This is a genomic window from Pseudomonas sp. TE3899 (genome assembly GCF_056279105.1).
In genome coordinates this window covers 536111-556553 of record NZ_JBWBQR010000001.1, presented here as the reverse complement: position 1 = coordinate 556553, position 20443 = coordinate 536111, and the positions used below count along the sequence as shown (strand labels likewise).

The window sequence follows — 20443 nt, the reverse complement described above, 5'->3', positions numbered from 1 at the left end:
TGACATTCAACGTTGATGTTGAATGACACGGCCTCATCGCGAGCAAGCTTTGCTCCTACCGGTTTTGGCTTAGGGAACCCATGGGCGATTCTGCTGCCCACTGAAGTAACGATCGCGTTTAACAAAGGAGGTTTTTCATGCGAACCCTTGAACTGGCCGGCGTGCAGGTACCGATCATCGGCCAGGGCACCTGGCGCATGGGCGAGGATCGCTCGGCGCACCGCAATGAAGTCGCGGCCCTGCGCCAGGGCATCGAGCTGGGCATGAGCCTGATCGACACCGCCGAAATGTACGCCGAGGGCGGTGCCGAAGAGGTGGTGGGTGAAGCCATCGCCGGCCTGCGTGACCAGGTCTTCCTGGTGAGCAAGGTCTACCCGCACAACGCCAGCCGCAAAGGCATTCCCCAGGCCTGCGAGCGCAGCCTGCGGCGCTTGAACACCGATTACATCGATTTGTACCTGCTGCACTGGCGCGGCCAATATCCCCTGGAAGAAACCGTCGAAGCCTTCGAACGCCTGCGCGAAGAAGGCAAGATCGGGCGCTGGGGCGTGTCCAATTTCGACGTCGACGACTTGCAGGAACTTGCCGCACCGGCCTGCGCCACCAATCAGGTGTTGTACAACCTGGAGGAGCGCGGCATCGAATTCGACCTGCTGCCCTGGAGCCAGCAACAGTCATTGCCACTCATGGCCTACTGTCCCATCGGCCAGGGTGGGCATATGCTGGTGAACTCGACGCTCAAGCAGGTGGCCGCCCGTCACGGCGTGACACCGGCCCAGGTTGCATTGGCATGGATACTGCGTCAGAACACGGTTATTGCCATTCCCAAAGCGGTCCGACCCGAGCACGTGACGCTCAATGCGCAAGCCGCGCAGTTGAAGCTGGAAGCGACGGATCTGGAGGCGCTGGACCAAGCGTTTCGCGCGCCACAACGTAAGCAGCGATTGGCCATGGTCTGAGCCATCGCGCCCTGTCAGAGGGCTTCGGAATGAGAAGTACCGATCAGCTCGACTCGTTCAACCTGCCGCGCTTTGTCCAGGCACAGGATCCGGTGTTCGAGTGGGTCCAGGAGGAACTGCGCGACGGCAAGAAGCGTCGGCACTGGATGTGGTTCATTTTTCCGCAGATTGGCGGGCTCGGTGGCAGCGAGATGTCGCGCTACTTCGCCATTCGTTCCGCCGAAGAAGCGGCGGCCTACCTGAATCACCCATTATTGGGTCAACGCCTGCGCACCTGTACTCAGCTAGTGCTGAACCTGGAAAACCGTTCGATCGCCGAGATTTTCGGCCACCCCGATGACCTCAAGTTTCATTCCTCCATGACCCTGTTTGCCCACGTCGCCCCCGACGGCAGCCTGTTCCATCAGGCGCTGGAACAGTATTTCCACGGCATACAGGATGACTGGACGCTGTCGCTGCTGGACTTAAAACAGGCCAAGCTGCCCACCAATCAGGGTTGAAAAGTCGTCATCGACAAACGGCAGGATCGCATCGGCCACCGGTTGCAATTGCCGGGTGACGTAGTGGTCGTAGTCGATGGGAGCGCTGCGGATCTCCAGCGGCTCGGGCCCGGCGACGGTGATCACGTAGCTGATCCAGCCGCCATTCTGGTATTGCCGGGGGCGCCCCTGCTCATCGTTGTAGGCATCGGCCATCCGCGCCGCCCGCACATGGGGCGGCACGTTGCGCTCATAGTCGTCGAGGGTGCGGCGCAGGCGCTTGCGGTAGATCAGGCGTTCATCAAACTCCCCGGCCAGCGTCTTGCGCACGTAGTCGCGCACATAATCCTGATAGGGCTGGCGATGGAAGATCCGCGAATACAACTCCTGCTGGAATTGCCGGGCCAGCAGCGACCAGTCGGTGCGCACGGTTTCCAGGCCTTTGTAGATCATTTCGTCCGTGCCGTCGGCACGGGTGACCAGCCCGGCATAGCGCTTCTTGCTGCCCTCCTCGGCCCCACGAATGGTCGGCATCAGGAAGCGCGTGTAATGGGTTTCGAACTGTAATTCCAGGGCGCTTTCCAGCCCATATTCCTGCTGCACATGTTCGCGCCACCACTGGTTGACGTGGTCCACCAGGGCGCGGCCGATCTGCGCCGCCTCTTGCTGACCGTGGGCGCGGCGCAACCAGACGAACGTCGAGTCGGTGTCGCCGTAAATCACCGCGTGGCCTTGGGCTTCGATCAACTGCCGGGTGCGCAACATGATTTCGTGGCCGCGCAAGGTGATGGACGAGGCCAGGCGCGTATCGAAGAAGCGGCAGCCGCTGGAACCGAGCACGCCGTAGAAGGCGTTCATGATGATTTTCAGGGCCTGGGACAGCGGCGCGTTGTGTTCACGCTTGGCGGTTTCGCGACCTTCGGCGACCCGGGCGACGATGGCCGGCAGGCAATGTCGTGTTCTTGAAAATCGAGCACCACGAAAGCCCGGCACTGATTCGCTGTCATCCGGGTGCTTGAGGCCTTCGATCAAGCCCACCGGGTCAATGAGGAAGGTGCGGATGATCGACGGATAAAGGCTTTTGTAATCGAGCACCAGCACCGACTCGTACAGACCCGGTTGCGAGTCCATCACGAAGCCGCCGGGGCTGGCCTCGGGTGACTTGCCGCCAAGGTTCGGCGCGACGAAGCCCTGGCGGTGCATCAACGGCATATACAAATGGGTAAACGCCGCCACCGAGCCGCCGCTGCGATCCGCCGGCAACCCGGTGACGCTGGCCCGCTCCAGCAGGAAGGTGAGCAACTCGGTCTTGGCGAAAATCCGCGTGACCAGTTCGCAATCCTTGAGGTTGTAGGTGGCGAGCGCCGGTTTGTCCTCGGCGAACATGCGGTTGATTTCGTCCATGCGCTGGTACGGCGTGCTGATCGCCTTGCCTTCGCCGAGCAGGGTTTGCGCGACGTTTTCCAGGCTGAACGAGGGGAAACTCCAGGTCGCCGAACGCAGGGATTCGATGCCGTCGATGATCAAGCGACCGGCCGCCGCCGCGAAGTAATGGTTGCGGCTGCCGTGTTCGCGCCACTGCATTTCTTCGCCGCCACGCCCCAGTTTTAACGGCACCGCCAGGCGCCGGGCGTGTTCGTGCAGCACCCGCAAGTCGAACTGCACGACGTTCCAGCCGATGATCGCGTCAGGGTCGTGGCGGGCGAACCACTCGTTGAGTTTTTTCAGCAACAGGGTTCGGGAGTCGCAGTATTCGAGCTGGAAATCCACGGCGCTGGCGTCACCGTTGGGCGGGCCGAGCATGTACACCTGACGCTCGCCGCAGCCTTCCAGGGCGATGGAATAGAGATCGCCCTGGGCGGTGGTTTCGATATCGAGGGAAACCAGACGCAGATTCGGGCGATAACCGGGGGCCGGCTTCATCTGCGCGTCGAGCAGCAGGCCGTCGGCGCCGGGCGTGCCACCGAACTGCACGGGCGCGGTGATGAAGCGCTCCATCATGTAGCGCTCCGGCGGGCGCACGTCACCTTCGAACATCTCAACGCCGGCCTTGCGCAGCGCGGTCTCCAGGCGCATCAACTGACCGTGTTGCTGACAGTAGAGGCCGAGCACCGGGCGATGCTCGAAATCCAGCAGCGCCAGAGGCCGTAGCTCGACGTTCTTTTCCCCGCGCAGCACGCTTTCGGCTCGCTCGCGCTGCTCGGCCGGGATAAAGGCTACCGACGGTTGATAAGGCAGGCGGATGCGCCGGGGGCCGGCATCGGTCGCCAGCCAGAACTCGACTTCCGTGCCGGCCGGGGTGTCGCGCCAATGCCGGGTCAGGACGAAGCCCTGCTGTAAATCCACCACTGCAACCTCGAAACTGATTCAGAGGGGGATTCTACGCGTGATTGACCACCGATAGCCCCCTCGCCACCCGTCCGTTTTCGTGCGGTGACACGAGGATTAGCGAATAAAAACCAGCAAATGGCGCTTTTTGCGTGTTATCTGCCGCTTTCTGCCTTGCCCTGCGCGCCTGCGTCTACGATTCTTCAAGAACAACGACAACACCTAGAGAAGCTGCCATGAAAACCGTCGCCCAACTGCTCAAGTTAAAGGCCCAGCAAAATCAGGAAGTTCACACCATTGCGCCGCATCAAATGGTGCTCGAAGCGCTGATGGTCATGGCTGCGAAGAACGTCGGCGCGTTACCGGTGCTGAGGGATGGCGAGGTCGTCGGCATCATCAGCGAACGTGACTATGCGCGCAAACTGGTGCTCAAGGGCCGCTCCTCGGTCGGCACGCCGGTCGAAGACATCATGGTCTCGCCGGTGATCACCGTGGACACCCATCAAAGCGTCGAAACCTGCATGGGCATCATGTCCGACAAACGCCTGCGGCACTTGCCGGTGGTGGAAAACGGCAAGTTGATCGGTTTGCTGTCGATCGGCGACCTGGTCAAGGAAGCGATTGCCGAACAGGCGGAATTGATCAAGCAGTTGGAGCAATACATTCGCGGGGAATGATGTTCCCCCTGTAGGAGCGAAGCTTGCTCGCGAAAGCGGTGTGTCAGTTGGCATTGATTTGACTGACACGCCGCTTTCGCGAGCAAGCTTTGCTCCTACAGGGGATCGCGGTGGGTCAGTTGGCATTGATTGGGCTGGCACACCGCTTTCGCGAGCAAGCTTTGCTCCTACAGGGGATCGCGGTGGGTCAGTTGGCATTGATTGGGCTGACACGCCGCTTTCGCGAGCAAGCTTTGCTCCTACAGGGGATTGCGGTGTGTCAGTTGGCATTGATTGGGCTGACACGCCGCTTTCGCGAGCAAGCTTTGCTCCTACAAGGGATCGCGGTGGGTCGGTTGGCATTGATTGGGCTGACACGCCGCTTTCGCGAGCAAGCTTTGCTCCTACAGGGGATCGCGGTGGGTCAGTTGGCATTGATTGGGCTGGCACACCGCTTTCGCGAGCAAGCTTTGCTCCTACAAGGGATCGCGGTGTGTCGGTTGGCATTGATTGGGCTGGCACGCCGCTTTCGCGAGCAAGCTTTGCTCCTACGGGAGGTCGCTGTAAGTTCAGGCGGGCCAATGCCGGGCGAAGACGGGCGCTAAGGTGGGATGCCGGTCGATGCGCGTCAGCCAGGCAAAAAACCCGGGGCGGGTACTGCGTAAATGTTCCCGAGTCCCGGCCCAGCGTGTCACCACTGCCGCCAGCACATCCAGCGCGCCGGGCGTCTCATCGTTCAGGTACAGCTCACCGGAAAACTGATCGGCAAACACCTCCCAACTCCAGTGCAGCCGCGCGCGGGCGCCGGCCATGAGGTTTTCCCTCGACGACTCGTCGGCCTCCGCCAACCAGCGCTCGGGGTAGTCGATGATGCCGATGGCCGCATAACAATTGCTGACGATGTAGACCAGGCCGCGAATCGCCTGATCCCGTTCTGCCGGGTCATCCGGCAACAGGCCCGACGAAGGGAACGTCAGCCCCAGGTGAATCAGGATCGCCGCGCTCTCGGTGAGAATGCTGCCATCGGGCAGTTCCAGGGTCGGAATCTGCTTGAGCGGGTTGAGTTTTTCCAGCGCGTGAGTCGCCTCGGCAGCGCCGGCCACGTCGATGAAGCGATAAGGAATCGCACAGAGTTCAAGGGCCGCTTCGATCGCCGCCGCGCCGGAATTCTGATGTCCGTAAAGCTGATACATGTCGCGCCCTCCCGGCGAACGAACAGTCAGTCGGTAGACGACCGGCCACGGGAGCATGTTCCCTGCCATTTGGCCGATTGAAGCAGGTAAGATGCGCACCCCGGGGCGCACTGTCGACGTCCCGCTGCACACTTCAAAGGAAAGAACATGCGCCAACCGGATGGCAAACCTGCCTCAATGCCTCGCGTCTATTGGTTTGTACTGGCCTGCCTGGCCCTGAGCGGCTGCTCGCCAAGCGACCGATCGTCATCGGCCAGTCTAGCCGGTGAACAGGGACGCGGCGGCGCGATGCTCGCCTACGAGCATGATGTGCAGTTGATGCTGCCACAAGTGCAAATCGTCCCACGCCTGCAAGCCACCCGTGAGGCCTGTGAAACCGCACGCTTCGGCGCCTGTAACGTGTTGCGCATCGAACAAGGTGCCGGCCGCGCCGAGATCACCTTGCGCATCGCCCCCGCTGGCGTCGAGCCGTTGGTCGCCATGGCCGCCGAGGGCGGCGAAATGGGCCAGCGCGTCACCAGCGCCGAAGACCTGGCCGATGCCGTGGACGACACCCGCCGCCGTCAGGAACGGCTCAAGGCTCAGCAACAACGCCTGGACGATCTGGCCAGCCGCCGGGACATCAGCGTCACCGACCTGATCGCCCTGAGCAAGGAACAGGCCGGCATCGAAAACGACCTGCAAGCCCTGGCCCAGGTCGCCGCCGGGCATCAGCGCCGACTCGACACCAACCGGGTGACGCTATCGTTCCAGCCGACCGGCGCCAGCAGCCGCTCGTCGCACTTGAGCGAAGCGTTCAGCAACGTGCTGGACAACCTGGCCGATGGCGCCGTCGATGCGCTGGAGAAAGGCAGCTATGCATTGCCGTTCCTGATCCTCGCCTTCCCGCTGGTGATGCTGTGGGTGTGGCTGTGGCGCAAATTTGTGCGTCGTCGCGTGTGAGCCGGGAGTCGAAAATGTCTGAATTATCAACTCCAACCTGTTCGGTGGCCGGTCTCGGCGTGCGCAAACTGACCCTGGAAGATGCCCCGCTGGTGCACGCATTTTTCGAGGCCAACCCAGACTACTTTATGCTCGTGGAAGGTGGACCGGCCGACCTCGAACAGGCGCAAGAGGAATTGCTCGGCGAGCTGCCGCCAGGCTGGAACTACAGCGAAAACTGGATGCTGGGCTATCAACCCGCCGATGCGCCGTTGGTGGCAGTGCTGCAATTCGTAACGGACTTGGTGGCGCCGAAGTTGTGGCACATCGGCAGGTTACTCGTGGCCACAGATCTGCACGACTCCGGCATCGCGCAGGCGCTCTATCACGACTTTGAAACCTGGGCCCGCTCACAGGGTGCCGACTGGTTGCGCGTGTGTGAAGTGCATAACAACCCCCGAGACGGGCACTTTTGGCGTGAACAGGGTTTCAAGCACGTTCGAACGAACGAAGGCGTACAGGTGGGCTGGCTGATCCATACCGCGGACATTCTGTTCAAACCGTTGAATGGCGGCACGCTGGAACAGTATTTGGCGTTGATCGAACAGAATCATCCCCAACAAAGCGATTTCTAACGCCAGCCCTGAAATCCTGCGGTGAGTGAGCACCTGTGGCGAGGGGGCTTGCCCCCGTTCGGCTGCGAAGCAGTCGTAAATTCAGATACCACGGACTGACAGGCAGTCCGCGTGTATAGGTTTTGGGGGCCGCTTCGCAGCCCAACGGGGGCAAGCCCCCTCGCCACAGGGGACCGCGTCGCTCAACCAAGCAATGCAACCCACTCCATCGTCGTGACAATCGAATGCGCCTACGTCGGCCCGTTAATGTCGTGGGCGGCGTGCATTGCTTCGGCGCTCTTGCCAACCATCATTGCTGTCGATGTTCACCATCACATCAATGAAGTTCTCATAAAAAATCCCCGGCGTAACATCCGCTCCATACCAACCAATAAACACCCCGGAGCACAACCCTCATGAAACGCCAAATCCTTCTCAGCATCGCTTTCTCGGTTTTTGCAGTTAACGCTTTTGCCGCTTCCCACACCATGGTCGCCGAAGGCGGTTCGGATCGTCTGATTGAAAGCCGAGTGGCTGAGGGTGGTTCGGATCGTCTGCAACAGAACCGCGTCGCTGAAGGTGGCTCCGATCGTCTGCAACAGAACCGCGTCGCTGAAGGTGGTTCCGATCGTCTGCAACAAAACCGCGTCGCTGAAGGTGGTTCCGATCGTCTGATCCAGAATCGCGTTGCCTGAATGAATGGCTTTACCGCGGTACTCAACGAAAAACCCGGCCTCATCCGCCGGTTTTTTTTATGCCTGCGATCTTTTGATCTTATTTCCCCTTCGCCATACACCGCTGATACCGCTCATCAACCCGCTTGGCAAACCACGCCGTCGTGAGTTTGCGCGTGATCTTCGGGCTCTCCAGCACAATCCCCGGCAACATCGCACGCGGCAACGTCCGGCCTTCAGCCTTGTCAGCCAGGGCGAAGACCTCCTGATAAAGCCGTGTCTCCTCGAACTCCAGGCTTTTGCCTTTCTCCAACTGATCGCGAATAGTCGGGTTGCGCATGCCCAGTCGCTTGCCGAGGGTGCGCACCGCCAGTTCCGTGGTGCCGGGCATGATCGAGTCGTAGCGGATCAAGTCACCGTCCAGCGCCAGCGGGATGCCCGACGCGCGGCTCACTGCGTTCTGAAACGCGGCATTGCGGCTGGCGTACCACCCGGCATTGAAATCGGCAAAGCGGTACAGCGGCTGGGTGTAGCTCACCGGATAACCGAGCAAATGGGCGATGCCGAAGTACATCCCGCCGCGCCGACTGAACACTTCATGTCGAATCGTGCCCGGCACCGGGTAGGGATAATTGCGCGCCTGTTGCTCGGCAAATTCGACGCTGACCTGCATCGGCCCGGCGGTATGCACCGGATTGAAACCGCCGAACAGGGTGCGGCCCATGGGCACCATGCTGATGAAATCGTCGAAAATCGCGCTGAGTTCTTTTTCGCTGCGGGCGGCGTTGAGGCGCTCGCTGTAACTCTTGCCGTTGGACGAACGGACTTGCAAGGCACCGCTGACCAACAGGCTGGGGATATGCACCTTGGCGGCGCGGCGGTCGATCTCGTCCCGGGCGATCTTGCCCAGGCCCGGCACCGGCGGGTCGACCTGAAAGGTCGATTCCTGCTCGGTCACAGCCAGCACCGCACACAGGTTTTGCGTGGTCGGTGAAATGTCCTGGGCGGCAAACGCGGCGTAAATGTCCGTGGCCCAGCCCTCACGGTCGACGGTCTTGGCCGGCAACAAACGCACGATCTGCGCCTTGACCTCGGCAGGCTTGCGCGGCGGGGCTTCCTGGGTTTGCCGGGTGCCGCAACCGGCCAGGACCAGCAAGGCAGCGAGGCTGATGATCAATCGGTGGGCGTGCATGTTGCTCCATGGAATTCGTTTAAGCCGGATCACCATACGATCAATGGTGGGGCGCAGGCTATGACTCTCAGCCTTTTACGCCGTTCCCTGTGAGCGATTTCGCCACAAATGACAAACTCATTGCGAAACGTTACTGAGAAAACATATCATTTGCGCCTGGAGTCGCATTTGCGCAAGGAGTTCCCCGCGCCGTTATCTCTTTTTCTCATCGGCGGCGCGCCGTCAGGATCCAACATGCTCACTCCTCCCTTTCGCCCAGCCCTTCTTGCCTTGTTTTGTTCCCTGTCCGTCACCGCCCATGCCGCCACCGCTGAAAATGACGGCAAGGCACTGGTGCTGGACGACGTGAATGTCAACGCCCAGGCCCCGACCGCGACGAGCGCCCTGCCCCCGGTGTTTGCCGGCGGTCAGGTGGCACGCGGCGGTCAATTGGGTGTGCTGGGCAACCAGGACATGATGGACGTGCCGTTCACCATGGCCGCCTACACCGAACAACTGATCCAGGACCAGCAGGCCGAAGACGTCGCCGACGTGTTGCTCAACGATTCCTCGGTGCGCCAGGCCTCCGGTTTTTCCAACCAGGCGCAGATTTTCATGATTCGCGGCCTGCCCCTGACCGGCGACGATATTTCCTATAACGGCCTGTACGGCGTGTTGCCGCGGCAGATCATTTCCACCGACGCCCTGGAGCGCGTGGAAGTGTTCAAAGGCCCGAACGCCTTCATCAACGGCGTGACGCCGACCGGTTCCGGCATCGGCGGCGGCGTCAACCTGCAACCCAAGCGGGCCGGTGATGTACCCACCCGCCGCTTCACCACCGATATCAATGACGAAGGCCGCGTCGGTCAGCACCTGGACCTCGGCCAGCGCTTCGGTGAAGACAACCGTTTCGGTGCCCGGGTCAACCTGGCCCAGCGTGAAGGCGACACCGGCATCGACCACGAAAACCAGCGTTCGAAACTGTTCTCCATCGGCCTCGATTATCGCGGTGACGCCCTGCGTATTTCCGGGGATTTCGCCTACCAGAAAGAACGCGTCAATGGTGGCCGCAACAGCGTGAACCTTGGCACGGCCACGCACATTCCGGATGCGCCATCGGCCGACACCAACTACGCGCCGAAGTGGGGCTTCACCGACATCGAAGACACCTTCGGCATGTTGCGCGCCGAGTACGACCTGAACGACAACTGGACGGCCTACGCTGCGGGCGGCGCCAAGCACACCCGTGAAGTCGGGCGCTATAACTCGACCACGCTGGTGGGCAACAACGGTGCATCCACCACCACCGGCTCGTTCATCCCCCACGATGAAGACAACACCAGCGTCATGGCCGGCCTCAACGGCCGATTCGCCACCGGCCCGGTCACGCACAAGCTCAATTTCGGCCTGGCCGGGATCTGGACCGAACAGCGCAGCGCCTACGATTTCGACCTGACCAAATACGCCAACAACATCTACCACCCGGTGCAAACCCCATCGCCGGTCGGCAACTTCTCCGGCGGCGATCTGAGTGACCCGGGCATCGTCGGCAAGACCTTCAACCGCAGCGCGGCGGTGTCTGACACCCTCGGTTTCTTCGATGACCGACTGCTGCTGACCGTCGGCCTGCGTCGTCAGCAATTGGTGGTGCAAGGCTACGGTTACGCGCCTTACGGTTCCGGCAGCCGCACCTCCGCCTATGACGAAGCCATCACCACGCCGGTCTACGGCCTCGTCTTCAAGCCGTGGGAGCATGTGTCGTTCTACGCCAACCGCATCGAAGGCCTGGCGAAAGGCCCGATCTCGCCGCTCACCTCCGGCAGCCGCGTCGTCACCAATGGCAACGAGGCGTTCGCCCCGGCCCGTTCCAAGCAAATCGAAGCCGGCGTCAAGGTCGACATGGGCACCTACGGGGCCAGTCTGGGCGTGTATCGCATCGAACAACCGAGCGATGGATACTCGGTGATCACCAGCGCGACCACGGCGGAGTTTGTGCGCCAGGGTGAGCAGATCAACAAAGGCGTCGAACTCAACGTCTTCGGCGAGCCGATCGATGGCCTGCGCCTGATCAGCGGCCTGACCCTGATGGACACCGAACTGAAGAACACCCAGAACGGCGCCAACGACGGCAACCGTGCCATCGGCGTACCGACCTTCCAGTTCAACGCCGGTGTGGATTGGGACGTGCCGGGCCTGCAAGGCGTCGCGCTGAATGCGCGGATGTTGCGCACCGGCGGCCAATACGCCGACGCGGCGAACAACCTCAGCCTGCCGACCTGGAACCGCTTCGACGCCGGCGCCCGCTATGGTTTCAAAGTCGACCAGAAAGACATCACCCTGCGTCTGAACATCGAGAACCTGGCCAACGAAAAGTACTGGGAATCGGCTCAGGCCGGCTACCTGACCCAAGGCGAGCCCCGGGTGGCGAAGTTGTCCGGCACCATTGACTTCTAAGCCCCTCGTTCATCGAAAAGGCTCCGCAGTTTCACGGCTGCGGGGCCTTTTCGTTTTCCTGCGCCATACTCATTTCACACCTCATGGAGAACAGGCCCATGAACCGTAGCGACGTGTTGATCATCGGCGCCGGCCCGACCGGCCTGGTGCTGGCGCTGTGGCTGAGCAAACTCGGCATCCACGTGCGCATCATCGACAAGACCCTGGCCCCGGGCACCACCTCGCGGGCGCTGGCTGTGCAGGCGCGAACCCTGGAGCTGTATCGCCAACTCGACCTCGCCGATGCCATTGTGCAAAACGGCCATCGGGTGGCGGCGGCGAATTTCTGGGTCAAGGGCGAACCCGTGGCGCACCTGCCGTTAACCCGGATCGGCGAGGGCCTGACGCCCTACGCGTTCCTCGAAATCTTTCCCCAGGACGAACACGAACAACTGCTGATCGAACGCCTCGAAACCTTCGGCGTCCGCGTGGAACGCAATACCGAACTGGAAAGTTTCACTGAAACCGGCGACGGCATCACCGCGCAGTTACGCTTGCCCGATGGCCAGCAGGAAACCTGCCAGGCCTGCTACATCGCCGGTTGCGACGGCGCGCGGTCGATTGTGCGCAAAACCCTGGACAGCGGTTTCCCCGGCGGCACCTACCAGCAGATTTTCTATGTGGCGGATGTGCAGGCCAGCGGCCCGGCGTTCAATGGCGAACTGCATGTGGACCTCGATGAAGCGGACTTCCTCGCCGTGTTTCCATTGGCCAGCGAAGGCCACGCGCGGCTGATCGGCACCGTGCGTGATGAGCGGGCCGAGCACGCTGAAACCCTGAAATTCGAAGACGTCAGCAGCCGGGCTATCGAGCATTTGAAAGTGCAGGTCGAACAGGTCAACTGGTTCTCGACCTACCGCGTGCATCACCGGGTGGCGGAGTTCTTTCGCAGCGGTCGTGCGTTTTTGCTCGGCGACGCGGCCCATGTCCACAGTCCGGCGGGCGGCCAGGGCATGAACACCGGGATTGGCGACGCGATCAACCTGGCCTGGAAACTGGCCGCCGTGCTGACCGGCGCCGCCACCACCAAATTGCTCGACAGCTACGAAACCGAACGCATCGCCTTCGCCCGGCGCCTGGTGTCCACCACCGACCGGGTGTTCAGCTTCGTCACCGCCGAGGGCAAAGTCGCGGATCTGCTGCGCACGCGGCTGGCGCCGTTCCTGATTCCCAAACTGGCCACGTTCGGACCGGAGTTCCTGTTTCGCACCGTCTCGCAAATCACCCTCAACTATCGCGGCATGCCCCTGAGCGAAGGTGTGACCGGGCACGTCCACGGCGGCGACCGCCTGCCCTGGGCGCATGATGGCGAAGGTGATAACTACGAATCCCTGAAAAACCTGACCTGGCAGGTGCATGTGTACGGCGACACCAGCGACGAAATGATCGCCTGGTGCATCGAACATCATTTGCCCTTGCACGTATTCGACTGGCGGCCAGCGTTTGAGGCGGCGGGGTTGGCGCGTAACGGGTTTTATCTGTTGCGCCCGGATACCTACGTGGCGATTGCCGATAACAGCGCGGATCCGAAGGTGATCGCGCGGTATTTCCGGGATCACGGGATACGGATGTTTTTTGGCTGAAAAGCAAAAAATCGCAGCCTTCAGCAACTCCTACAGGGTGTACACCATCCCAATGTAGGCGCTGTCGAAGGCTGCGATCTTTTGATCTTGATCTTTATCAGATCCCAGCCAGGGCCAGGTCCATCGCAAAGTACGTAAAGATCAAATCCGCCCCGGCACGCTTGATCGCGCCGAGGCTTTCGCGCACGACGCGGTCTTCGTCGATGGCCCCGGCCTGAGCAGCAAACTTGATCATCGCGTACTCGCCACTGACCTGATACGCCGACAACGGCAACCGCGAAACCTCGCGGATGTCGCGGATGATGTCCAGGTACGCGCCGGCCGGTTTGACCATCAGCGCGTCGGCGCCTTCCTGTTCGTCCAGCAGCGATTCGCGCACGGCTTCGCGGCGGTTCATCGGGTTCATCTGGTAGCTTTTGCGGTCGCCTTTCAAGGCGCTGCCGCCGGCTTCGCGGAACGGGCCGTAGAGCGCCGAGGCGAATTTGGTCGAGTAGGCCATGATCGCGGTCTGAGTAAAACCGGCGGCATCGAGCGCCCGGCGAATCGCCTGGACCTGGCCGTCCATGGCCGCCGACGGGGCGATCACGTCAGCCCCGGCACGGGCGGCGGCCACGGCTTGTTTGCCGAGGTTGATCAGGGTCTGGTCGTTGTCGACTTCGTGGTTGTGCACCACGCCGCAGTGGCCGTGATCGGTGTACTCGCAGAAGCAGGTGTCGGACATCACGATCATCTCCGGCACCGCGTCCTTGGCGATCCGCGACATGCGCGAAACCAGGCCGTTGTCGTTCCAGGTGTCGCTGCCGCTGCTGTCCAGGTGATGGGACACGCCGAAGGTCATCACTGACTTGATCCCGGCACGGGCATAACGCTCGATCTCGCCGGCCAGTTTCGACTCGGGAATGCGCATCACGCCGGGCATGCTCTTGATCGGTACGAAGTCGTCGATTTCTTCTTCGACGAAAATCGGCAGCACCAGGTCGTTCAGGCTGAACTCGGTTTCCTGGAACAGGCTGCGCAGGCTCGCATTACGGCGCAAACGGCGTGGACGTGCTTCGGGGAACTGGCTGGACATGGATTTTCCTGAGACAAAAGTCGTAGGGGGCGAAGCTTATGCCCTGTGCGGCGCAGGATACAAACATCAGGTGAGGAACAAACCTTTACCGGGTTGGCAACAATGCCTCTTGTGCTGGTCACAAAATCAGGGACACCACCAAACAAATGTGGAAGCGGGCTTTTGTGGCGAGGGAGCTTGCTCCCGCTCGGCTGCGAAGCAGTCGCAAAGCTTTTGGGGTCGCTTCGCAACCCAGCGGGAGCAAGCTCCCTCGCCACAAAAGCCCGTTCCCACAGGGTATTGGGTTTATCCCGAAGATCAGCTACAGCGTCAGGGTGCCGTCGATACAGGTCACCACGGCGCCGCCGATCCAGATCTCGTCACCGACCTGATCCACCTGAATCCGCCCGGCGCGGCCCATGGTCAAGCCTTGGCTGACCACGTAGGACGCCGGTGCCAGCCCTTCGCTGAGCAGCCATTGGGCGATCCCGGCGTTGAGGCTGCCGGTGGCCGGGTCTTCCGGCATGCCGTCGCCGGAGATGAACGCGCGCGCTTCGAACTGCGCCTCTTCGCCATCGCGCTCGGGGTGCCACGGTGCGATCACGCCAACGGCCAGGCCGAGCATGTGCGCATGATCCGGTTGCAAATCCAGCACCTGCTGCCGATCCGCGACCATCACCGCCAGCCACCCGGCCCCGTTATCGACCCATTGCGCCCGCACAATTGCCCCCGCCGCCAACCCCAGCCCGAGCCGGACCCGCTCCACCACCTCGGCCTCGACCGGACCGGTCTTGAGCAGCGGTGGCGCCAGAAACGCCAGCTCCGTACCTTGCCGACGCACCCGCACCAGCCCGACGCCGCACTCCTGAATGATCTCCTCACCCTTGGGCACGCCACCGGCCTCAAGCCAGGCGTGACAGGTGCCCAAGGTCGGATGCCCGGCGAATGGCAGCTCTTGCAGGGTGGTGAAGATCCGCACCCGATAGTCGGCCCGGGGGTCCCGAGGCTGGAGCACGAACGTGGTTTCGCTGAGATTGGTCCAGCTCGCGAACGCCGCCAGGCGTTCATCGCTGAGTTCGTCAGCGCCGAACACCACGGCCAGCGGGTTGCCTTTGAGCGGTGTACGGCTGAAGACATCGACTTGCTTGAAGGGAAATGAACGCATGACCTTCCTTGGCTCTAAAAACTACTTGGGAATTTCCAGACCGCGCATGACCGCCGGGCGCGCCAGGAAGCGCTCCAGCACCCGCGTGATGTTCGGGAAGTTCTTGATACCCACCAGATCCCCGGCCTCATAGAAGCCGATCAGGTTGCGTATCCACGGAAACGTCGCGATGTCGGCGATGGTGTAGCGCTCGCCCATGATCCAGTCGCGTCCTTGCAAGCGTTGGTCGAGCACGTTGAGCAGGCGCTTGCTTTCTTCGACGTAGCGCTCAAGGGGCCGTTTGTCTTCGTAGTCCTTGCCACCGAATTTGTTGAAGAAACCGACCTGGCCGAAGATCGGCCCGATACCGCCCATCTGAAACATCAACCACTGGATCGTCTCGTAGCGCGCCGCCGATTCCTGGGCCAGCAACTGGCCACTTTTGTCGGCGAGGTAGATCAGGATCGCCCCGGACTCGAACAACGGCAGTGGCTGATCCCCTGGGCCGTGGGGGTCGATGATCGCCGGGATCTTGTTGTTGGGGTTCAACGACATGAACGCCGGCGACAACTGATCATTGGTTTCGAAGCCCACACGATGCGGCTCGTACGGCAGACCGATCTCTTCCAGCATGATCGAAACCTTGACGCCGTTGGGGGTCGGCAAGGAGTAGAGCTGAATCCACTCGGGGTATTGGGCCGGCCATTTTTGGTGGATCGGGAACGCAGAGAGATCGGTCATGGGGTGATCCGCGCAGACATTGGAGCGCTGATCATAATGGAGGACCGGCCGATGCGGCATACGCAATCGTGCCGGCGTCCATAAATCCGCAACATCCTGTCGATAACCTTCGGCCAACCCAGCGAAGGTTGCGGCTAAAGTGCTGCGAACCCGCCGTCATCGAACCAATGGGCTTCAGAGGACTCTGAACATTGCCTTTTACGAAACGGACCGGCTTAACGACATGGAAAACACCCGCTGCTGGGAGCGCGCGGTGTAAAGGTTTGTCAGCCTTAATCGAATGCGCTGAAGATCCCTTTATTCAATGATGAACCTTTCGAAATTTGTCCAACGCTTCAAACGTCGCGCGTATGTCTTTCTGCCCTCGTTATTGGCGGCCAGCGCGCTGTTCCTGTCGCTTGAATCCAGCGAAAGCCGCGCCCAACCGGCAGACGGCACCCAGACGCTGGTATTCCTGCGCCACGCCGAAAAACCCGACGGCGGCCTGGGCCAGCTCAATTGCCAGGGTTTGAACCGGGCGATCAACCTGTCCACCCTGCTCCCGGAAAAATTCGGCAAGGCCGATTACGTGTTTGCCGCCAACCCGACACGCAATGTCGAGGAAGGCGAACTGGACAATTCCTACAGCTACATTCGTCCGCTGATGACCATCAGCCCCAGCGCCATCAAGCTCGGCCTGCCGGTGAACATCGAATACTCGGCCAACGACACCAGTGATCTGGCGGACGAATTGCTGCACGACAAGTATCACAACTCGATCATCTACACCGCCTGGTCCCACGGCTACCTGCCGGAGTTGATCAACAAGGTTGCCGGCGACGCGGTGGGCAAGAAACAGAACATCACCGACGACTGGGAGTCCAGTGACTACGATTCGCTGTACGTGCTGACCCTGACCTGGCACAACGGCAAGGCCAGCCTGGTCAGCCACACCTATAAACAAGGGCTGGATAACGGCTCGCAGAACTGTCCTACATAACAGGTCCCACAGGTCCCACGCACTGTCGGGGCCACACGTACGAAGGCGCTGGGCTATCATGAACCCATCTCTCCTTTGTCCGGAACCTCGCCATGTCGCTCTCATCCACAGCCGTCCCCGCCCGGGGCTGGTCGTTCTGGTGGAAACCCGCCCTGTTCCTGCTGGTCGCCTGCGTCGGTCTCTACTACGTCAAGTGGTCGCCCTACTACCTCAAGGCCTTCGTCGCCGCTGACAACCACAGCATCGGCGCCTCGATCATCAATGACCAACTGTCCGATCCCCTGAGCGCCGCCCTGGCCTACGCCAAGGTGTATTTCCTGGCGATCTGGAAAGCGGCCGTCCTGGCGGTGATCCTCGGTTCCCTGCTGCAAGTGTTGATTCCCCGCGACTGGCTGCTGCGCCTGTTCGGTCGCGCCGGGTTTGCCTCGACCCTGCGCGGTGGCCTGTTCGCCCTGCCCGGCATGATGTGTTCGTGCTGCGCCGCCCCGGTGGCCGCCGGCATGCGTCGGCAAAACGTCTCGGTGGGTGCGGCGCTGGCCTTCTGGATCGGCAACCCGGTGCTCAACCCCGCCACGCTGGTGTTCATGGGCTTCGTGCTCGGCTGGGGGTTCACGGCGTTGCGCCTGGTGGCGGGCATCGTGCTGGTGTTCGGTGTGTCGCTGGTGGCCCAGCGGATCGCCGGCCCAGAGACCTTGCCTGAAGCCGCCGTCGAGGCCGTGGTCGATGCCAGCGAAACCAATACGCAACCGTTCCTGACCCGCTGGGGCCGGACGATCTGGCAATTGTTCTGGAGCACCATTCCGATCTACATCCTGGCGGTGCTGGTGCTGGGCGCGGTACGGGTCTGGGTGTTTCCGCACATCGATGGCGCCATGGCCAACAGCCTGCTGTGGCTGGTGCCGCTGGCGATCATCGGTACGCTGTTCGTGATTCCGACTGCCGCCGAAATCCCGATCGTGCAAACCATGATGACCCTGGGCATGGGCACCGCCCCGGCGGTCGCGCTGCTGATGACCCTGCCGAGCATCAGCCTGCCGTCGCTGCTGATGCTGCGCAAGGATTTCGATACGCGGGTATTGGTCAGCGTGGCACTGATGACCATGGGGATCGGGGTGATCAGCGGGTTGATTGGGGCGGCATTGCTTTAGGGCAGTTGGCGTCTGTGAGGACGCCTTCGCGGGCAAGCCTTGCTCCTACAGGTTTTGCGTCGGTCACATGATTCGGCACGACGCATGACCTGTAGGAGCATGGCTTGCCCGCGATGAGGCCGGCAAAAACACCCTCAAACCCGCTGACTGCAGCGCTCGCGCAGATACTCAAACACCGCCCCCCGCTCCCCGGCAAACTCAATGCGCGCGCCTTTCTTCTCGCGCTGGAACGCATACATCGGGTCGTAATACTCGCTCAACAATCCCTCGATCCAGCCCCGGTGCAAGTCCACCGCGCCACTGCGCGCCTGCTCGGCCAAGGCGTCTTCCATCAACAGCAACATCCGCCGATGACGCTCCCCGCCCAGGCGTTTCTGGACGTTGTTCAGGCTTTCCAGCAAGCGCTCGGAAAACAGCCCGAAGCCTTCCTCGCCGTGCACGCCGATAAACTCGGCACACAGGTCCACCACGTAATCCCGCAGGATCCGCTCGACCCTCCCTTCCAGGCTGTCTTCCAGCCAGACCATCGGAAACTGCTGCATACCCTGGTACAACGGCAACGGCAAGGCACAACTGCCCACCGCGCGGCTCTCGTCTTCCAGTACGAATTGCTCGATGCCCCGGGCGCGCTTTTTCAGCAGGTCCACGGCCAGGCGGTTTTCAAAGTCGATGTTGGAGGGCTGGCCGGTGGCGCGTTTGCCGAAGCTCGACCCCCGGTGATTGGCGTAGCTTTCCAGGTCCAGGCCGTTGCTCAACTGCGTCAGCACTTCGGTTTTACCGGTGCCGGTCATGCCGCCGAGCAAGACGAAATCGCACTGGGCCACGGCTTGATCCGTGGTGTCCAGCAAGAAGCTGCGCATGGCTTTGTAGCCACCGCCGACCCGCGGATAGTCGATGCCTGCCTCGTCCTTGAGCCACTGCTGGACGATCTGCGAGCGCAAGCCGCCGCGAAAACAATACAAATACCCGTCAGGATGAGCCCGGGCAAAATCGGCCCAGGCCTGGATGCGCTCGGCCTTGACCGGACCGGACACCAACTGATGCCCCAACGTGATGGCCGCTTGTTGGCCGTGTTGCTTGTAGCACGTGCCGATCCGTTGCCGCTCGTGGTCGTTCATCAGCGGCAGGTTGATCACGCCGGGGAACGAGCCCTTGAGGAACTCGACCGGCGCGCGCGCATCCATCATCGGCCGGTCGTTGAGAAAGAGGTCGCGGTAATCGGTGTAGTCGATAGACATCAAAACACCTCGACCGCGTTGGTCTGTCGCTCAACCAGTTCACCGATCGGCTCAAGGTTCAGGCCCAGCTCGGCGGCGACGGCGAGGAACTGTTCGTTACCCTCAGGCGTGACCGCAATCAACAGGCCACCGCTGGTTTGCGGATCGCACAGCACGCGTTTGTGCAGTTCCTGCAAGCGCCCGAGTTTGCTGGCGTAGCTGTCGAAGTTGCGCAAGGTGCCGCCGGGCACACAGCCCTGTTCGAGGTAATACTCGACGCCCGCCAGGCGCGGCACGCGGTCGTATTCGATGCGCGCGGTGAGCTGGCTGCCATCGGCCATTTCCACCAGGTGCCCCAGCAAGCCGAAACCGGTGACGTCGGTCATCGCGGTGACGCCGTCGAGTTTGCCGAAGCGGCTGCCGGGTTTGTTCAGGGTGCACATCCAGTCGCGGGCCAAGCCGATATCGGCGTGGCGCAACTTGCCCTTCTTCTCGGCGGTGGTGAGGATGCCGATGCCCAGGGGTTTGGTCAGGTACAGCAGGCAGCCGGCCGTGGCGGTGTCGTTGCGTTTCATGTGGCGCTTTTGCACCAGCCCGGTGACGGCCAGGCCGAAGATCGGTTCCGGGGCGTCGATGGAATGCCCGCCGGCCAGGGGAATGCCCGCCTCGTCGCAGATCGAACGGCCGCCGCGAATCACTTCCCGGGCGATTTCCGGGGCCAGCACATTGACCGGCCAGCCCAGGATCGCAATCGCCATCAACGGATCGCCGCCCATGGCGTAGATGTCGCTGATCGCATTGGTGGCGGCGATGCGGCCGAAGTCGAACGGATCATCGACAATCGGCATGAAGAAGTCGGTGGTCGAGACCACGCCGCGCTCGTCGTCGATGGCATACACCGCCGCGTCATCGCGCGAGGCATTGCCGACCCAGAGCTTGGGGTCGAGGTTCTGCGCGCCGCTGCCGGCCAGGATCACTTCCAGGACTTGCGGTGAGATTTTGCAACCGCATCCTGCGCCGTGGCTGTATTGGGTCAGGCGAATCGGCTCGCTCATGGGGGTGCACCTCGTGGGATCAATGCGGGCGATTCTA

18 protein-coding genes and 1 pseudogene are annotated in these 20443 nt (G+C 61.8%); 11 read left to right on the top strand and 8 right to left on the bottom strand.

From position 1 onward, the window contains the following. Positions 1-137: 137 nt before the first annotated feature. Together ACZ89E_RS02490 and ACZ89E_RS02485 are read left to right on the top strand one after the other, a co-directional pair. Complete coding sequence (locus ACZ89E_RS02490) at positions 138-959, top strand: aldo/keto reductase (protein WP_149661835.1); 822 nt, start codon at positions 138-140, stop codon at positions 957-959. Positions 960-988: 29 nt separating this feature from the next. Next, positions 989-1459: a DUF1810 domain-containing protein gene (locus ACZ89E_RS02485; RefSeq protein WP_463257964.1), complete on the top strand. Its 471-nt coding sequence runs from the start codon at positions 989-991 to the stop codon at positions 1457-1459. Here ACZ89E_RS02485 and ACZ89E_RS02480 read toward each other — a convergent pair. Next, complete coding sequence (locus tag ACZ89E_RS02480; protein ID WP_476254767.1) at positions 1424-3784, bottom strand: DNA polymerase II; 2361 nt, start codon at positions 3782-3784, stop codon at positions 1424-1426. The two genes, ACZ89E_RS02485 and ACZ89E_RS02480, sit on opposite strands and share 36 nt — an antisense overlap. Before the next feature lie 218 nt (positions 3785-4002). Here ACZ89E_RS02480 and ACZ89E_RS02475 point away from each other — a divergent pair, with 218 nt between their 5' ends. Next, a complete protein-coding gene (locus ACZ89E_RS02475) occupies positions 4003-4443 on the top strand; it encodes a CBS domain-containing protein (protein ID WP_463257965.1) in 441 nt (146 codons plus the stop codon). Between the two features lie 110 nt (positions 4444-4553). Next, on the top strand, positions 4554-5027 hold the full coding sequence (locus ACZ89E_RS02470) for a hypothetical protein (protein WP_476254766.1): 474 nt from the start codon (positions 4554-4556) through the stop codon (positions 5025-5027). Here the strand turns inward: ACZ89E_RS02470 and ACZ89E_RS02465 are convergent. Beyond that, positions 4992-5615: a glutathione S-transferase N-terminal domain-containing protein gene (locus ACZ89E_RS02465; protein ID WP_463257966.1), complete on the bottom strand. Its 624-nt coding sequence runs from the start codon at positions 5613-5615 to the stop codon at positions 4992-4994. The two genes, ACZ89E_RS02470 and ACZ89E_RS02465, sit on opposite strands and share 36 nt — an antisense overlap. Before the next feature lie 147 nt (positions 5616-5762). Here ACZ89E_RS02465 and ACZ89E_RS02460 point away from each other — a divergent pair, with 147 nt between their 5' ends. From ACZ89E_RS02460 to ACZ89E_RS02450, 3 genes and pseudogenes are all read left to right on the top strand, one after another. Next, on the top strand, positions 5763-6557 hold the full coding sequence (locus ACZ89E_RS02460) for a DUF4349 domain-containing protein (RefSeq protein ID WP_476254765.1): 795 nt from the start codon (positions 5763-5765) through the stop codon (positions 6555-6557). Positions 6558-6571: 14 nt separating this feature from the next. Next, positions 6572-7171 (top strand): GNAT family N-acetyltransferase, encoded by a 600-nt coding sequence (locus ACZ89E_RS02455; RefSeq protein ID WP_149661829.1) that lies wholly within the window; start codon positions 6572-6574, stop codon positions 7169-7171. Between the two features lie 395 nt (positions 7172-7566). Continuing rightward, positions 7567-7842: pseudogene (locus ACZ89E_RS02450) on the top strand (phage infection protein); the annotation flags it as partial. A gap of 82 nt (positions 7843-7924) precedes the next feature. Here the strand turns inward: ACZ89E_RS02450 and ACZ89E_RS02445 are convergent. Then, positions 7925-9016: a DUF1615 domain-containing protein gene (locus ACZ89E_RS02445; RefSeq protein ID WP_476254764.1), complete on the bottom strand. Its 1092-nt coding sequence runs from the start codon at positions 9014-9016 to the stop codon at positions 7925-7927. Positions 9017-9250: 234 nt separating this feature from the next. Here ACZ89E_RS02445 and ACZ89E_RS02440 point away from each other — a divergent pair, with 234 nt between their 5' ends. Further along, positions 9251-11449, top strand: coding sequence for a TonB-dependent receptor (locus tag ACZ89E_RS02440; RefSeq protein ID WP_476254763.1), 2199 nt, complete (start codon positions 9251-9253; stop codon positions 11447-11449). Between the two features lie 98 nt (positions 11450-11547). Further along, complete coding sequence (locus ACZ89E_RS02435; RefSeq protein ID WP_463257972.1) at positions 11548-13071, top strand: FAD-dependent oxidoreductase; 1524 nt, start codon at positions 11548-11550, stop codon at positions 13069-13071. Positions 13072-13168: 97 nt separating this feature from the next. Here the strand turns inward: ACZ89E_RS02435 and hemB are convergent, their stop codons facing one another. The 3 genes from hemB to ACZ89E_RS02420 form a co-directional block, all read right to left on the bottom strand. Next, a complete protein-coding gene (gene hemB / locus ACZ89E_RS02430; protein WP_133840596.1) occupies positions 13169-14143 on the bottom strand; it encodes a porphobilinogen synthase in 975 nt (324 codons plus the stop codon). Positions 14144-14444: 301 nt separating this feature from the next. Further along, on the bottom strand, positions 14445-15287 hold the full coding sequence (locus ACZ89E_RS02425) for a PhzF family phenazine biosynthesis protein (protein ID WP_476254762.1): 843 nt from the start codon (positions 15285-15287) through the stop codon (positions 14445-14447). Between the two features lie 21 nt (positions 15288-15308). After that, complete coding sequence (locus tag ACZ89E_RS02420) at positions 15309-16007, bottom strand: glutathione S-transferase family protein (protein WP_463257974.1); 699 nt, start codon at positions 16005-16007, stop codon at positions 15309-15311. 304 nt (positions 16008-16311) lie between these two features. Between ACZ89E_RS02420 and ACZ89E_RS02415 the strand changes: the two genes are divergently transcribed. Both ACZ89E_RS02415 and ACZ89E_RS02410 read left to right on the top strand, forming a co-directional pair. After that, a complete protein-coding gene (locus ACZ89E_RS02415) occupies positions 16312-16986 on the top strand; it encodes a histidine phosphatase family protein (protein WP_149661933.1) in 675 nt (224 codons plus the stop codon). A 92-nt stretch (positions 16987-17078) separates the two neighbouring features. Further along, positions 17079-18134 (top strand): permease, encoded by a 1056-nt coding sequence (locus ACZ89E_RS02410; RefSeq protein ID WP_476254761.1) that lies wholly within the window; start codon positions 17079-17081, stop codon positions 18132-18134. 134 nt (positions 18135-18268) lie between these two features. On the opposite strand, the gene mnmH is transcribed toward ACZ89E_RS02410, so the two are convergent. Together mnmH and selD are read right to left on the bottom strand one after the other, a co-directional pair. Continuing rightward, complete coding sequence (mnmH, locus tag ACZ89E_RS02405; RefSeq protein ID WP_476254760.1) at positions 18269-19372, bottom strand: tRNA 2-selenouridine(34) synthase MnmH; 1104 nt, start codon at positions 19370-19372, stop codon at positions 18269-18271. Further along, positions 19372-20406 (bottom strand): selenide, water dikinase SelD, encoded by a 1035-nt coding sequence (selD, locus tag ACZ89E_RS02400; RefSeq protein ID WP_476254759.1) that lies wholly within the window; start codon positions 20404-20406, stop codon positions 19372-19374. The genes mnmH and selD overlap by 1 nt, the downstream gene beginning before the upstream one ends. Positions 20407-20443 lie beyond the last annotated feature (37 nt).

What these genes read in the sequence shown, in the direction of transcription:
- ACZ89E_RS02435 (WP_463257972.1), top strand. Translation starts at nt 11,548, where the DNA reads ATGAACCGTAGCGACGTGTTGATCATCGGCGCCGGCCCGACCGGCCTG.
- selD (WP_476254759.1), bottom strand. Translation starts at nt 20,406, where the DNA reads ATGAGCGAGCCGATTCGCCTGACCCAATACAGCCACGGCGCAGGATGC.
- ACZ89E_RS02475 (WP_463257965.1), top strand. Translation starts at nt 4,003, where the DNA reads ATGAAAACCGTCGCCCAACTGCTCAAGTTAAAGGCCCAGCAAAATCAG.
- mnmH (WP_476254760.1), bottom strand. Translation starts at nt 19,372, where the DNA reads ATGTCTATCGACTACACCGATTACCGCGACCTCTTTCTCAACGACCGG.
- ACZ89E_RS02485 (WP_463257964.1), top strand. Translation starts at nt 989, where the DNA reads ATGAGAAGTACCGATCAGCTCGACTCGTTCAACCTGCCGCGCTTTGTC.
- ACZ89E_RS02490 (WP_149661835.1), top strand. Translation starts at nt 138, where the DNA reads ATGCGAACCCTTGAACTGGCCGGCGTGCAGGTACCGATCATCGGCCAG.
- ACZ89E_RS02455 (WP_149661829.1), top strand. Translation starts at nt 6,572, where the DNA reads ATGTCTGAATTATCAACTCCAACCTGTTCGGTGGCCGGTCTCGGCGTG.
- ACZ89E_RS02415 (WP_149661933.1), top strand. Translation starts at nt 16,312, where the DNA reads ATGATGAACCTTTCGAAATTTGTCCAACGCTTCAAACGTCGCGCGTAT.
- ACZ89E_RS02410 (WP_476254761.1), top strand. Translation starts at nt 17,079, where the DNA reads ATGTCGCTCTCATCCACAGCCGTCCCCGCCCGGGGCTGGTCGTTCTGG.
- ACZ89E_RS02445 (WP_476254764.1), bottom strand. Translation starts at nt 9,016, where the DNA reads ATGCACGCCCACCGATTGATCATCAGCCTCGCTGCCTTGCTGGTCCTG.
- ACZ89E_RS02420 (WP_463257974.1), bottom strand. Translation starts at nt 16,007, where the DNA reads ATGACCGATCTCTCTGCGTTCCCGATCCACCAAAAATGGCCGGCCCAA.
- ACZ89E_RS02425 (WP_476254762.1), bottom strand. Translation starts at nt 15,287, where the DNA reads ATGCGTTCATTTCCCTTCAAGCAAGTCGATGTCTTCAGCCGTACACCG.
- ACZ89E_RS02465 (WP_463257966.1), bottom strand. Translation starts at nt 5,615, where the DNA reads ATGTATCAGCTTTACGGACATCAGAATTCCGGCGCGGCGGCGATCGAA.
- ACZ89E_RS02440 (WP_476254763.1), top strand. Translation starts at nt 9,251, where the DNA reads ATGCTCACTCCTCCCTTTCGCCCAGCCCTTCTTGCCTTGTTTTGTTCC.
- hemB (WP_133840596.1), bottom strand. Translation starts at nt 14,143, where the DNA reads ATGTCCAGCCAGTTCCCCGAAGCACGTCCACGCCGTTTGCGCCGTAAT.
- ACZ89E_RS02460 (WP_476254765.1), top strand. Translation starts at nt 5,763, where the DNA reads ATGCGCCAACCGGATGGCAAACCTGCCTCAATGCCTCGCGTCTATTGG.